General features: G+C 74.8%; 14 protein-coding genes. 10 read left to right on the top strand and 4 right to left on the bottom strand.

The genetic code is table 11. From position 1 onward, the window contains the following. Positions 1-17: 17 nt before the first annotated feature. From GA0070214_RS12635 to rsrA, 5 genes are all read left to right on the top strand, one after another. Positions 18-725 carry an SOS response-associated peptidase gene (locus GA0070214_RS12635; protein ID WP_091262366.1) on the top strand — a complete coding sequence of 236 codons (708 nt, stop codon included), beginning with the start codon at positions 18-20 and terminating at the stop codon, positions 723-725. A gap of 210 nt (positions 726-935) precedes the next feature. Then, positions 936-1,328 carry a WhiB family transcriptional regulator gene (locus tag GA0070214_RS12630; RefSeq protein WP_091262363.1) on the top strand — a complete coding sequence of 131 codons (393 nt, stop codon included), beginning with the start codon at positions 936-938 and terminating at the stop codon, positions 1,326-1,328. Positions 1,329-1,430: 102 nt separating this feature from the next. Further along, positions 1,431-2,048 (top strand): alpha/beta hydrolase family protein, encoded by a 618-nt coding sequence (locus GA0070214_RS12625; protein ID WP_091262361.1) that lies wholly within the window; start codon positions 1,431-1,433, stop codon positions 2,046-2,048. 249 nt (positions 2,049-2,297) lie between these two features. After that, entirely contained in the window at positions 2,298-3,104 is an 807-nt protein-coding gene (locus tag GA0070214_RS12620) for a sigma-70 family RNA polymerase sigma factor (RefSeq protein ID WP_091262359.1), read from the top strand. 2 nt (positions 3,105-3,106) lie between these two features. After that, a complete protein-coding gene (gene rsrA, locus GA0070214_RS12615) occupies positions 3,107-3,394 on the top strand; it encodes a mycothiol system anti-sigma-R factor (RefSeq protein WP_091262357.1) in 288 nt (95 codons plus the stop codon). Positions 3,395-3,497: 103 nt separating this feature from the next. Here the strand turns inward: rsrA and GA0070214_RS33020 are convergent, their stop codons facing one another. Beyond that, complete coding sequence (locus GA0070214_RS33020) at positions 3,498-3,572, bottom strand: 50S ribosomal protein bL37 (protein WP_369752275.1); 75 nt, start codon at positions 3,570-3,572, stop codon at positions 3,498-3,500. A 225-nt stretch (positions 3,573-3,797) separates the two neighbouring features. Between GA0070214_RS33020 and GA0070214_RS12610 the strand changes: the two genes are divergently transcribed. Then, on the top strand, positions 3,798-4,013 hold the full coding sequence (locus GA0070214_RS12610) for a biotin/lipoyl-binding carrier protein (RefSeq protein ID WP_089012714.1): 216 nt from the start codon (positions 3,798-3,800) through the stop codon (positions 4,011-4,013). Then, the gene (locus GA0070214_RS12605) at positions 4,010-4,522 is read left to right on the top strand and encodes a GNAT family N-acetyltransferase (protein ID WP_091262355.1); all 513 of its coding nucleotides are present in this window, start codon (positions 4,010-4,012) and stop codon (positions 4,520-4,522) included. The genes GA0070214_RS12610 and GA0070214_RS12605 overlap by 4 nt, the downstream gene beginning before the upstream one ends. Before the next feature lie 28 nt (positions 4,523-4,550). On the opposite strand, the gene GA0070214_RS12600 is transcribed toward GA0070214_RS12605, so the two are convergent. Beyond that, positions 4,551-5,120, bottom strand: coding sequence for a TetR/AcrR family transcriptional regulator (locus GA0070214_RS12600; RefSeq protein ID WP_091262353.1), 570 nt, complete (start codon positions 5,118-5,120; stop codon positions 4,551-4,553). 113 nt (positions 5,121-5,233) lie between these two features. Here GA0070214_RS12600 and GA0070214_RS12595 point away from each other — a divergent pair, with 113 nt between their 5' ends. Beyond that, a complete protein-coding gene (locus GA0070214_RS12595; RefSeq protein WP_091262351.1) occupies positions 5,234-6,826 on the top strand; it encodes an MDR family MFS transporter in 1,593 nt (530 codons plus the stop codon). 66 nt (positions 6,827-6,892) lie between these two features. Here GA0070214_RS12595 and GA0070214_RS12590 read toward each other — a convergent pair whose 3' ends face one another. After that, on the bottom strand, positions 6,893-8,710 hold the full coding sequence (locus GA0070214_RS12590; protein WP_091262350.1) for a tetratricopeptide repeat protein: 1,818 nt from the start codon (positions 8,708-8,710) through the stop codon (positions 6,893-6,895). A gap of 184 nt (positions 8,711-8,894) precedes the next feature. Between GA0070214_RS12590 and GA0070214_RS12585 the strand changes: the two genes are divergently transcribed. Next, positions 8,895-9,926: an SIS domain-containing protein gene (locus tag GA0070214_RS12585; RefSeq protein ID WP_091262348.1), complete on the top strand. Its 1,032-nt coding sequence runs from the start codon at positions 8,895-8,897 to the stop codon at positions 9,924-9,926. A gap of 25 nt (positions 9,927-9,951) precedes the next feature. Then, a complete protein-coding gene (locus GA0070214_RS12580; protein WP_091262346.1) occupies positions 9,952-11,499 on the top strand; it encodes a PAS domain-containing sensor histidine kinase in 1,548 nt (515 codons plus the stop codon). Positions 11,500-11,518: 19 nt separating this feature from the next. Here GA0070214_RS12580 and GA0070214_RS12575 read toward each other — a convergent pair whose 3' ends face one another. After that, positions 11,519-13,024 carry a glycosyltransferase family 39 protein gene (locus GA0070214_RS12575; RefSeq protein ID WP_377463222.1) on the bottom strand — a complete coding sequence of 502 codons (1,506 nt, stop codon included), beginning with the start codon at positions 13,022-13,024 and terminating at the stop codon, positions 11,519-11,521. Positions 13,025-13,287 lie beyond the last annotated feature (263 nt).

Here is a 13,287-nt window from a genome sequence, read left to right as displayed (position 1 = left end):
GGGTTAGCGTTGGCGCCATGTGCGGGAGGTACGCGACGACCCGGAGCGCGGGCGACCTGAGCGCGCTGTTCGAGTCGTCCGACGAGACCGGCGGGGTCGGCCCGGACTTCAACGTCGCCCCGACCGATCCCGTGCCGCTGGTCCGGCTGGCTCCGGAGGGGCACCGGCTGCTCTCCGTCGGCCGCTGGGGGCTGGTCCCGCACTGGTCCCGCACCGCCGGGGGCGCCGCCCGCATGATCAACGCGCGGGTGGAGACCGTCGCCACCAGCCGGGCGTACGCGTCGTCGTTCGCCCGCCGGCGCTGCCTGGTCCCGGCCGACGGCTGGTACGAGTGGGTCCGGCAGGCCGACGGCCGGCGGCAGCCCTACTTCATGACCCCGCGCGACGGCTCGGTGCTGGCCTTCGCCGGCATCTGGTCGCTCTGGGAGCCGGCCGGCGCGGCCCGGCTCACCTTCAGCGTGCTGACCACCGCGGCGGTCGGCGAGCTGGCCGAGGTGCACGACCGCATGCCGCTGCTGCTGCCCCGGGAGCGCTGGGCGTCCTGGCTCGGCCCCACCACCGAGCCCGAGGCGCTGCTCGCGCCGCCCGCCCCGGCCTGGCTCGCGGGGCTGGAGATCCGCCCGGTCTCGCCGGCGGTCGGCGACGTCCGCAACGACGGCCCGGAGCTGACCGCCCGGGTCCCGCTGGCACGTGCGGAGGCCGACACGGAAATGACCCTGTTCTGATCACACTCAGCACATTGTCGTGTGCTGATTTGCCGGGGTTGCGCCTGAAACGTCGCCCGGCCGTTTAGCCATGTTTACCGGAGGCCCTTGTCCCCGCCTCCGCAAGTGCGATAGAACACAGCGCCGGTGTTGGGCGTCTGTTCGCACGGGGCGGATGACACCCATCGATCCTTCATGATCATTGCCGGTCCCACGGGGGAGGTGGGTGTATTGACACGGGCACGCATGCCCCGCCCGCACGAGGTGGCCGCCGCGCGGCGAGATCCGCGACTGCTGCGGGCTCTGCGCGAGCGGCGACACGACGAGGCGTGGCGGACCAGAGGGACCTGCCAGAGCGTGGATCCGGAGACGTTCTTTCCGGCGCCCAACGAACCGGCCGACGCGGCCGTGGCGCTCTGCCGCAGTTGCGACGTCCAGGGGTCCTGCCTCGCCTGGGCCCTGGAGGTGGGCGACTGCCACGGCGTCTGGGGCGGCACCACACCGCGCGAGCGGCGGGCCATGCTGGTCGCCTGGCGCGGCGAGGTGCAGCCGGATCCGGACGCGCTCGACGAGGCCGGCCCGCCCGTTCGTGACCGCCTGCTCACGCTGGTGCCGGCGCGCTGACAGCCGTTCCGCCGTCGCCCGCGTCTCCCCGAGGGGAACGCGGGCGATCGCGTTCGGCCACCTGACGGCCGCCGCGGCCGGCGTCGCGCGCAGAATGGGCCGGTGCGGCGCGACGACGAGATCGGGACACCCCGCGGGCCGGCCCGGGTCCACACCGACCTGCCGGCCGCCGGCGGCGCCACCCTGCTGGTGCTCGGTCACGGGGCCGGCGGCGACGTGGACGCCCCGGACCTCGTGGCGGTCCGGGACGCGCTGGTCGGCGCCGGCGCGGGCGTGATCCGGGTGACCCAGCCCTACCGGGTCGCCGGCCGGCGCGCCCCCGCCCCGGCGGGACACCTCGACGAGGCGTGGACGGCGGTGCTGGCCGAACTCCGCACCCGCCATCCGGAGGCGGCCCGCTGGGTGGTCGGCGGCCGGTCCAGCGGAGCCCGGGTCGCCTGCCGCACGGCCCGGGTGGTCGGCGCGGCCGGCATCGTCGCGCTGGCGTTCCCGCTGCACCCGCCGGGGCGGCCGGAGCGCTCGCGGGCCGACGAACTGCGCACCGGCCTGCCCACGCTGGTCGTCAACGGCGACCGGGACCCGTTCGGGGTGCCCGGGCCCGGCCCCGGCGTCGAGGTGGTGACCCGCCCCGGCGAGCGGCACGACCTCCGCGGCGACCCGGCGGCCACGGCGGCGGTCGTCCGCGACTGGCTCCGCGCCCGCGGCTGGCTCCCGGCCTGACCCGGCTCCGGGCGACACGCGGTGGCCGCGCGGGGCCGGCGTGACCGTCCGTGGCGGCGGGTCGTTGCTACGGGTGGTGTCGGGCGCACCGGTTCGGGCGTCCGGGGCCACCCTCCCAGGCCCTTCCTGGTCCCAGCGTCGGTCGCGGCCGAGGCCGGGACCAGGAACGGGTGGGCGGCGACGGAATGTCCGGCCCGGCGGCGGGCGTTACTACCCCCGGATGACTTTTCCAGCCGAGGGGGGTGACCGGTGCCGACCGAGACACGGAGCCGGGAGCGGGACGAACGGGACGCGCGGCGGCTCAAGGGGCTGCTCGACGCGCCGGACTGGCCCGCGACGGCGTCGGCCGTGAGCACCAGCACACAGTCCGGAAGTGAATCTGCCGACAGGTGGGTACGCGTATCCTCGGCGAGTAAGCATCCGACGCGAGGGGACGTGCGGTTGACGACCGAGAAGACGGACGAGCGCAGGGCCCGCTTCGAGCGGGACGCGATGCCCTTCGTCGACCAGCTCTACGCTGCCGGGCTGCGGATGACCCGCAACCCGGCCGACGCCGAGGATCTGGTCCAGGAGACGTACCTGAAGGCGTACGCGGCCTTCCACCAGTTCGAGCAGGGCACCAACCTGAAGGCCTGGCTGTACCGGATCCTGACCAACACCTACATCAACTCCTACCGGAAGCGGCAGCGCCAGCCCGTGCAGGCGCCGACGGACGAGATCACCGACTGGCAGCTCGCCGAGGCGGAGTCGCACACGTCCAGCGGGCTGCGCTCGGCGGAGACCGAGGCGCTGGACCGGCTGCCGGACAGCGACGTCAAGGAGGCCCTCCAGCAGTTGCCGGAGGAGTTCCGCCTGGCGGTCTACCTGACCGACGTCGAGGGCTTCTCCTACAAGGAGGTCGCCGACATCATGGGCACGCCGATCGGCACCGTGATGTCCCGGCTGCACCGCGGCCGTCGTAATCTGCGGAAGCTGCTCGAGCAGTACGCGGCGGAGCGGGGTTTCAGCGCCGCGCCGTCCAAGGGTTCGACCGCCGCCGCCGGCCGGGAGGTGTGACCGTGAGCTGTGGAGAGCCGCACGAGACGGACTGCCGCGAGGTGCTCGCCGAGGTCTACCTCTACCTGGACCTGGAGTGTGGCGAGGAGCGCCGCGTCCTCATCCGGGAGCACCTGGAGGAGTGCGGGCCCTGCCTGCGCGAGTACGGCCTGGAGCAGGAGGTGAAGGCGCTGGTCGCCCGCTGCTGCGGCAACGAGACCGCGCCGGAGCAGCTGCGCGAGCGGCTGCGGGTCCGCCTGACCGAGCTGGTGGTCTTCGAGACCACCGAGTCCCGCGAGCTGGCCGACTGACGGCAGCGGGCACGAGCTGAAGACACCGGTGGCCCGGGTCCGTGTGGACCCGGGCCACCGGTGCGTCCGGCCCTCGGAGGCCGGCGCCGCTCCGATCCGGGGATCAGGAGTTGGGGCGCTTGCCGTGGTTGGCGCTGCTCTTCTTGCGGGCCTTCTTCTTGCGGGCCTTCTTCGCCATGCTGTGCCTCCTTGTGCTGGTCACGGTCCGGCCGCGGCGAGCGCGGCAGAGGTCGCGTGCGGTTCCCGGGCGACGGGAGCCGACCGCGCTGATGCTAGTGCCGACGGCGGTGCCGGGGGACCGGTGGGGGCGGAACCGGCGTGCCGGGGCGCTGTGCCGGGGCGTGAGCGGGCTCGTGATTGGATACCGTTCGCAGGAACACCGGTCGAGAGGGAGGGCCCGGAGATGGCCGAGGAGATCCGCGCCGAGATGGTGGCGAACGTCTGGAAGGTCGTCGCGTCGGCCGGGGACACCGTGTCCGAGGGGGACACCCTGGTGATCCTGGAGTCGATGAAGATGGAGATCCCGGTGATCGCCGAGTCCGACGGCGTGGTGCAGCAGATCGCGGTCAACGAGGGCGACGTCGTGCAGGACGGCGACCTCATCGCGGTGATCGGTTGACCGGGCTGCGCGTCCGCCGGGCGGAGCCGGCCGACTTCCCGGCGGTGGCGCGCCTGACGGTCGCCGCGTACGAGGCCGACGGGCAGCTCAAGGGCGAGACCGGCTACGCGCCGGTGCTCGCCGACGTGGCCGCCCGGGCGGAGTGCGGTGAGGTGCTGGTCGCCGTCGACGAGGTCACCGGCGAGGTGGCGGGCGCTGTGACGTTCGTGCTGCCCGGCACCCCGTACGCCGAGCTCGCCGGGCCGGGCGAGGCCGAGTTCCGAATGCTCGCGGTCGACCCGGCCGCGCAGGGCCGGGGCGCGGGCGCGGCCCTGGTGGGGGCGTGCGTGGCGCGGGCCACCGAGCTGGGCTGCTCGGCCGTCGTGATCTGCGTACGCAGCGGGATGGCCGCGGTGGCGCAGCGGCTCTACGGGCGGCTGGGCTTCGTGCGGGCGCCGGAGAAGGACTGGACCCCGCTGCCGGGCGTGGAGCTGCTCGGCCTGCGCCTGGACCTGACCCGCCCCGCCTGACCGCGGTCCGGCCGCCGTGCCGGTGCGGTCAGGAGGCGTCGGCGATGCGGGCGAGCAGTTCGTCGGCCACCTCGAGGGCGATCTTCTTGCGTTCCTCGTCGGTGATGCCCGGGGTGCGGACCGCGAACCAGCTGCTGTGCACGGCGAACAGGGTCAGCACGGCGCGCAGCTGGGCGGCGGGGGAGTCGTCGCCGCGGCTCAGCTCGTGCGCGAGCCGCATCATCCGGTCGCGCATCTGCTGCCCGGCGGCGAGGCTCTTGAGCACCGTCTGGTTCTGCTCGAAGAACCGCATGACCGTGGGCAGCTCGCCGGCGAACATCGCGTCCGCGTAGCGGCTGATCAGCGCGCGCCGGGTCGCCAGCGTGGCCGGCTGCGTGCCGGCCCACTCGATCAGCTCGTCCATCCGGCGCAGCCGGTCGTCGACGAAGCTGGTGACGATCTCGTCCTTGCTCTTGAAGTGGTAGTAGAGGGCGGCCTTGGTCACGCCGAGCCGCTCGGCGATCTCCCGGAGCGAGGTCTTCTCGTACCCCTGCTCGGTGAAGAGCTCGAGCGCGACGGCCTGAATGCGCTCCCGCGTGCCGCCTGTGCTCTCCCTCACCCGTGTTCCCCAATTCGCTTGACGGTTCCTGGTGCCCAACTTACCGTCCGGCTAGTAAGGTAACTAGCCGGACGGCAAGTAAGTTGGTCACAGATCTTCGGGGGAGCTTACCCATGAGTCAACCAGCCCAGGTGACGGCGAGGCCGAACGTCCGCGTCGTCCTCTTCGGCCTGATGATCGCGATGATGCTCGCGATGCTCGACAACATGATCGTCAGCACCGCGCTGCCGCGGATCGTCTTCGAGTTCGGCGGGGCCGACCACTTCACCTGGGTGGTCACCGCGTACGTGCTGGGCACCACGGTCTCCACCCCGATCTGGGGCAAGCTCGGTGACCTCTACGGCCGCAAGACGGTCTTCCTGACCTCGGTGGTCGTCTTCCTGGTCGGCTCCGCGCTCTGCGGCATGTCCGGCTCCGGCTTCTTCGGCGGGGCCGACACCGGGATGATCGAGCTGATCGCGTTCCGGGCGGTCCAGGGCCTCGGCGCCGGTGGCCTCATGGTCGGCGTCATGGCGATCATCGGTGACCTGGTGCCGCCCCGCGAGCGGGGCCGCTACCAGGGCATGATCGCCGGCATCATGGCCATCGCCATGGTGGCCGGCCCGCTGGTCGGCGGCTTCATCACCGACAACCTCTCCTGGCGCTGGGCGTTCTACGTCAACCTGCCGCTCGGCGGCGTGGCCCTGCTGGTCCTCGCCACGACCATGCACCTGCCGAAGTACCGCACCGAGCACAAGATCGACTGGCTGGGCGCCGCGCTGCTCTCCATCGGCATCACCGCGATCGTGCTGGTCACCACGTGGGGCGGCAACGAGTACGACTGGGCCTCCCCCCAGATCCTCGGCCTCGCCGCGCTGGCGCTGGTCGCCCTGGTGGCCTTCGGCCTGGTCGAGCGGCGCGCCCCGGAGCCGATCCTGCCGCTGAGCCTGTTCAGCAACCGCAACTTCGCCCTCATCTCGGTGATCGGCTTCCTGCTCGGTTTCGCCATGTTCGGCGCCATGAACTTCCTTCCGCTCTACCAGCAGACCGTGCAGGGCGCCTCGGCCACCAACAGCGGCCTGCTGCTGCTCCCGCTGATGTTCGGCATGCTGGTGGTCTCGCTGGTGGTCGGCCGGGCCATCACCAAGACCGGGCGCTACCGGGCCTTCCCGATCGCCGGCGGCGTCGTGATGACCGCCGGCATGGGCCTGCTGACCCAGCTCGACCTCGGCACCAGCAAGACGGTCTCCTCGCTCTACATGGTGGTGCTCGGCGTCGGCATGGGCTTCCTCATGCAGACCTCGATGCTGATCGCGCAGAACAGCGTGGAGCAGAAGGACCTGGGCGCGGCGAGCGGCGCGGCCACCTTCTTCCGGTCGATCGGCGGTTCGTTCGGTGTCTCGCTCTTCGGCGCGATCTTCGCGAACCGGCTCGCCGACTCCGCCGCCGGTCCGGCCTTCGCGGGCGGGGGCGGCGGCGAGGGCGGCGCCATGAACCTGGACAAGCTCAAGGAGCTGTCCGGTCCGGTGCGGGAGGTCGTACTCGGCGGGCTCTCCGACGCCATCTCGCACGTCTTCTTCTGGGCGGTTTTCTTCACCGTGGCGGTCCCGGTGCTCGCCTGGTTCATCAAGGAGGTCCCGCTGCGCGCGGCGAACGACGCCCCGCCGGCGGACGCCACCCCGGAGGACCAGGCCGAGGCCGCCCTCGGCAGGTCACCCGTCGCCTGACCCATCGCGTCGCGGCCACGCCGAACCTTCCCGGGTACGGCGTGGCCGCGCCGTGTCTCCGGGCGGTCAGCGGTGGCGGAGGAGCGTGGTGAGGCGGTGCCAGAGGCGGCGGAGGGGCCGGCGCCGGGTGGCCGGGGCCGGGCCGGTGACCAGGGTGTCGGCCAGGGCGCGGGTGGCCGGGTCGAGGTCCGGGGTGGCCAGCGCCAGGTGGGCCAGCGACACCGCGATCGGCACCCGGCGCTCGCGGGCCACGGCCGCCACGTCGGCGAGCCGCTCGGCCACCACCCGGGCCACGTCGGCGCGTACGGCGGGGTCCACCCAGGCGGCGGTGACCAGGGCGAACAGCGCCGCCTCGGTGATCCAGTCCTCCACGCCCCAGAGCAGTTCCAGCAGCACCCGCCGCCGGGTGGACTCCGCCCACGGCTCGTCGGTGCGGTGGTGCAGCAGGCCGAGGCAGGCCCAGACCTGCACGCAGCGCACCCAGAGCGACGGGTCCTGGCCGGCGAGCACCCGCCCCAGGGCGGTGGCCGGCGCGGCCGGCGGGTGCACCAGCAGGCCGAGCAGGTCGGCGAGGTCCAGGGTGGCCAGTCCCACCGCGGCGTCGTACGCGGCCGGAGGGTGCGGCCAGGCCGGGTGGGCGAGCTGCCGGATCCGGTCCGCCGCCTCGGTCGAGGGGGTCGGCAGGGTGGGCGCGGCCACCGTGCCGTCGTACCGCCAGAGCTGGCGGGTGGTGGCGCGGCGGGGTTCGCGCGGATCCGGGTCGGCCACCGCGGTCACCTCGACGGCCAGCCCCGGCGCGGCCGCCGCCGCCGTCCGCATGGCGCTCGGCGGTTCGAGCGCGTCGAGGCGCACGGCGACCGGGGCGTCGGCGGCGAGCGCCTGCCGCAGCGCGTCCAGCACCGGCCCGCCGGCCGGGGTCACCTGGCCGAGCCAGGGGCGGCCCCGGCAGCACTCGGCCAGGTCGCCGTGCTCGTGGGTGTCGTCGGGGTGGTCCCGGACGAAGTCGGCGAGGGCCACGAGGTGCGCCACGTCCCCGTCGCGCTGGAAGCGCAGCCGGTGGGCGGTGTGCACGGCACAGTCGAAGGTCGGGTCCTTGGCCAGGGCCCGGTCGATCCAGCCCAGCGCGTCGTCGAGCCGGCCGTTGTCGGCCAGCGTGCCGGCGATGTCGGCATAGACCGCCAGGTCGTCGGGGTCGAGGGCGACCGCCCGTTCCAGCGCGGCGAGCGCGTCCCGGGTCCGGCCGGCGCTCCGGTACGCGTACCCGAGCCACACCTCGCCGAGTTTGGTGGGCTGTGCGCGTACCCCGCGGGAGGCCCAGGTGACGGCGAGGGCGACCTCGCCGAGGCGCCGGGCCAGCGCGGACGCCGCGCCCAGCAGCAGCGGATGGGCCGGATGCACGGTGACCGCGTTGCGGGCCAGGGCGAGGTACGGGCGCAGCGGGTCGCGCAGCCGGCGCGGGACCGGGTCGGGCGCGGTCGCGCACACCTGCATGAGGATCCGGGCGGTGCGCTCGGGGTCGAGCCGTTCGGGCAGGTCGGGCGCGGTCACCCAGGGCACGGCGGCCCACTCGGCGCCGGGGGCGTAACCGGTGGCCGCGGCCAGCAGGTCGAGCCCCTCGGCGGGCCGGCCGGCGGCGGCGAGCAGGTGGGCGCGGGCCACCACCGCGCCGACGAAGGCGTGGTGGCCGAGCGGGAAGAGGTCCAGGTCGCCGCCGCTGGCCGCGGCGATCCGGGCCAGCGTCTCGTGCACCTCGGGCAGCGTGGGAGCCTGGACGAGGGCGGCGGCCACGTGGCCGGCGGCGTGCCGGAGGTCCCCCTCGGCCAGCGCCAGCCGGGCCAGCGCGAGCTCCTCCTCCGCCGAGAGCGCGGGGTCGTCCTCGGGCACGTCGTCCTCTCGGGTGGTCGGTCCGCCAGCCGGGCAAGCCTAGGGGATCATGCGACCGGATGGTGATCCACTGCGCACTCCTGTTCGTTCCGTTGCTCGGTGTGGCTGAAACGTGCAAGACTGAGCACCGAACGCGCGGCAACCGCGCAGGAGGGGGTCTTCCGTGACGCGTCCAGGGGCCGGGATGGCCGCCGACATCGACGAGCAGCCGGCCGGCTACGACCGCCTGCTCTCCGCCGAGCACGCCGGGGCGATCGCCCGGGTCGCGGCGGTGATCGCCGAGCGTCGGCCCCGCCACGTGGTCTTCACGGCCCGGGGCACCTCCGACCACGCGGCGCTCTACGCGGCCTACCTCACCGAGATCCGGCTCGGCCTGCCCGCCGGGCTCGCCTCGCCCAGCGCCGTCACCGTCTTCGGCGCCCGGCCGGACCTCTCCGAGGCCCTCGTGGTCGGGGTCAGCCAGAGCGGCGGCTCGCCCGACCTGGCCGAGGTGCTGCGGGTGGCCCGGGACTCCGGCGCGCTCACCCTGGCCGTGACCAACAACCCCGAGTCGCGGCTGGTGGACACCGCCGAGCTGAGCGTCGACATCGCCGCCGGGCACGAGCGGGCCGTCGCCGCCACCAAGACCTACACCGCCGAGCTGCTCGCGCTGCTCATGCTCATCGAAGGCGTACGCGCCGGCGACGGCGTGCTCCCCGCCGAGGAGCGGGCCTGCCTGGCCCGCCTGCCCGAGCTGGCCGAGCGCACCCTGTCCGACGCCACCCCGGCGCAGCTCGCCCCGCGCTACCGGTTCGCCGCCCAGCTCGTCACCACCGGCCGGGGCTACGCGTACCCGACGGCCCGCGAGGCGGCGCTGAAGCTCATGGAGACCTCCTACCTGCCGGCGCTCGCCTTCTCCGGCGCCGACCTGCTGCACGGCCCGCTCGCCATGACCGATCCGGACGTGCCGGTGCTCGCCGTGGTCGGCTCCGGCCCCGGCGGGCGGTCGATGCGTGAGGTGCTGCCCCGGCTCGGCGAGCGCCGCGCCGACGTCGTGGTGGTCGGCTCCGCCGACGTCGAGGCGACCGCCCGGATGGCCGTGCCCGAGGTCGACGAGCGGTACGCGCCGCTGCTCGACATCCTGCCGCTGCAGCGGCTCGCCCTGGCTCTGGCCCTGGCCCGGGGCGAGGACCCGGACGCCCCGCGCGGGTTGAAGAAGGTCACGGCGACGATGTGAGGCCCGGCGTGGCACGCTGTTCAGCGTGTCCACCCTCCGTGACCTCGCCGAGGAGCACACCGCGCTCCGGCCGGCCGACATCGACCACCTGCACCGGATCGCCGGCGACTGGCAGCTCCTCTCCGACCTGTCCTTCGCCGACCTGCTGCTCTGGGTGCCGGTCGACGGCGACGGCACGTTCCTCTGCGTGGCCCAGGTCCGCCCGACGACCGCGCCGACCGCGTACCTCGACGACCAGGTCGGCCGGATCGTCGGCGGGCCCGAGGTGGCGCACCTGGAGGTCGCCCACCGGCAGGGCCGCATCTGGCGGGAGGGCGACCCGGTCTGGTACGGCGACGTGCCCGCCCGGCACGAGGCCATCCCGGTGCGGCTGCGCACCGCCGACGGGGAGTCCGGCGAGGTCGTGGCGGTGGTCGGGCGGGACACCAACCTCTCCACCGCGCGCACGCCCAGCCAGCTCGAACTCAACTACCTGACCACCGCCGACGACCTGGCGCAGATGATCGCCGACGGCACCTTCCCGCCGCCCCGGCACCCGGGCGAGACCACCTCGGCGCCCCGGGTCGGCGACGGCCTGGTCCGGCTGGACGCCAACGGCAAGGTCACCTACGCCAGCCCCAACGCCCAGTCCGCGTACCGCCGGTTGGGCTACGCCTCCCACCTCGTGGGGGAGGACCTGGCCAAGCTGCACAGCCGGCTCGCCGGCGACCCGCTCGAAGGCACCGACGCGGCTAACGCCGTGCTCGCCGCGTTGCGCGGCGACGCCCCGCCCCGGCGGGAGATCGACGCCCGGGGCGCCACCATGCTCACCCGGGCGTTGCCGCTCATGCCCGCGGGCGTGCCGATCGGCGCGCTGGTGCTGGTCCGCGACATCACCGAGGTACGCCGCCGCGACCGGGCCCTGATCACCAAGGACGCCACCATCCGGGAGATCCACCACCGGGTGAAGAACAACCTCCAGACCGTGGCCGCGCTGCTCCGCCTCCAGGCCCGCCGGGTGGCCATGCCCGAGGCCCGGGTCGCCCTGGAGGAGTCGGTACGCCGGGTCGCCTCCATCGCCCTGGTCCACGAGACGCTCTCCATGTCCAGCGACGAGGCGGTCGAGTTCGACGGCATCGTCGACCGGGTGGCCAGCGCGGCCACCGAGGTGGCGGCCACCGAGGTGACCGTCGGCATGCGCCGCCAGGGCACCTTCGGCGTGCTACCGGCCGAGATCGCCACCTCGCTCGTGATGGTCCTCAACGAGCTGCTGCTCAACGCCGTCGAGCACGGCTTCCCGCCGGCCGGCGAGGAGGGCGCGCCCGGCCCCGAGGGCGTGCCGGAGCCCGCCGTGGTGGTCACCGCGCACCGGTTCCGCAAGCAGTTGCACGTCTCGGTCGCCGACAACGGCCGGGGCCTGCCCGCGCAGTTCGACGCCGAGAAGGGCGGCAACCTCGGCCTCCAGATCGTCCGGGCCCTGGTCACCGGCGAGCTGCGCGGCACCATCGAGCTGCGCAACGGCGCCCAGGGCGGCACCGAGGCCGTGCTGGTCGTCCCGCTGGCCCGCGGCACCGCCGACCGCCTCGCCGGCTGATCCCCGTCCGCCGCCCCGGTCACCGGGTGAGGAGGGCGACCGTGAGGCCGGGGCGGGGCCACACCTGGCGGACCGTGAAGGCGTCGCGCAGGGCGTGGCCCTTGGCGCCGGGCACCGCCGCCAGCGGGTCGGCGCGCCGGCCGGTGACCACGAGCCAGACCCGGTCCACGCCGGCCAGGCACTCCGCCGGGCGGTCGCACTCGGCCGCCCAGAGGTCCGCGCGCTGCCGCTGGTCGCGCACCACCAGCACGTCGCGCGGCCGGCGCGCCCCCAGGTGGTACGCCAGCCCGAGGTCCGGGAAGAGCCAGCTGTGCCGGGGCGAGTAGACGACTGCGTCGCCCGGCTGCTCGTGGTCGGCGACGATCCGCGCCACGCCCGCGTAGTCCACCGGGGCGGTCCGCGGCCACTCGTGGGTGCGCCGCAGCGCCGCCTGATCCGGCAGTCCGAGCAGGCCGGCCAGGGTGACCACGGCCAGCGCCGGTCCCAGCCGTACGCCGGCCAGCGCCGCACCGGCCAGCAGGCAGGCGAACGGCACCGTGAAGAACAGGTACCGGGTCACCCAGAGCGGCACCGCCGTGCCGGCGACGAAGAGCAGCAGCACCGGCAGCAGGACGGCTGCGCCCGGCAGCAGCGCCCGCCGGCCGAGCCGGGCCGCCCCCAGTGCGGCGAGGCCGACGAGCACGCCGCCGACCACCCCGCTCTGGGCCAGCCCACCGGGCAGCGCGGCCAGGTCGTCGACGCGGACCAGGCGTACCCAGTCGAGCTGGCGGCCGCGCTGGCCCCGGGCCTCGAGCACCAGCGGCGCGACCAGCACGACGGCCGGCAGCACCGCCACCGGCCACCGCCACAACAGGCCGCGCCGGCCGCCCGGGCCCGCCGGGTCGGGGGGCGGTTCGAGTCCCGCCGCCGTGGGACCCCGCAGGGCGACCAGCAGCACCACGAGGGCGTGCGCGGCCAGCAGGGTGAGGGCGATCAGGTGGAGCAGCCCGAGCGCGGCGACGGCGAGCGCGTAGCCGGTCCAGCGCCGCCACGTCGGCCGGCCGAGCGCCCCGACGAGCAGCAGCGTGGCCAGCACGGCGAACAGGGCGGCCGGCGCGTAGGGTCGCGCCTCCTGACCGTACCGGGAGGTGGCCGGCAGCACGGCGAGGAACAGCCCGGCGAGCAGCCCGGCCCGGGGGCCGGCCAGGCGCGCGCCGAGCCGGGCGGTGAGCGCGGCGGCCCCGGCCATGGCCAGCGCGGACGGCAGCCGCAGCGCCGCCGGGGAGGTGCCGGACAGCGCGGTCCAGCCGTGCATGAGCAGGTAGTACGGCCCGGTCGCGGCGTCGATGGTGCCGGCCAGCCGGACCAGGTCGGGAACCGGTCGGGTGGCGGCGCTCCACGTCGCCAGCTCGTCCCGCCACGGCTGCGCGTGCCCGATCCCGCCGAGCGTGACCACCAGGGTGACCAGGCCGGGGACCGCCCACACCGGCCAGTCCCGGCGGCCGTGGCGCGGCGTGGGCTCGGCGGGCGCGGTCACATTCCGCAGCGTCACACGGCGGCGACGGCCGGCGGGCCGGTCCGCCGATTTGTCTCCACCCGGCCGCTGTCGCCGCGCCGCCGGATCCCCCCGGAAAGCCCGCGCCGTGCCGGCCCCTCGCCACCTCGGTGACAGCTGCTGGGTGCCTTTCGAGCTGAGTCGCTGGCGATGTCAGCCGCGGTCCCGCGGCATGCCGCTCGCTGAGTCGTTCATGACGTCGGCTCGAAAGGCGGTCGCGAGGTGGCCCATACCGCCCGGCGGCAGGCCGCGCT

The sequence above is a fragment of the Micromonospora chaiyaphumensis genome (assembly GCF_900091435.1).
In the GTDB taxonomy this organism is placed as follows: domain Bacteria; phylum Actinomycetota; class Actinomycetes; order Mycobacteriales; family Micromonosporaceae; genus Micromonospora; species Micromonospora chaiyaphumensis.
The sequence above is the reverse complement of the archived record's forward strand: the minus strand, read 5'-3'. Positions and strand labels throughout refer to the sequence as shown.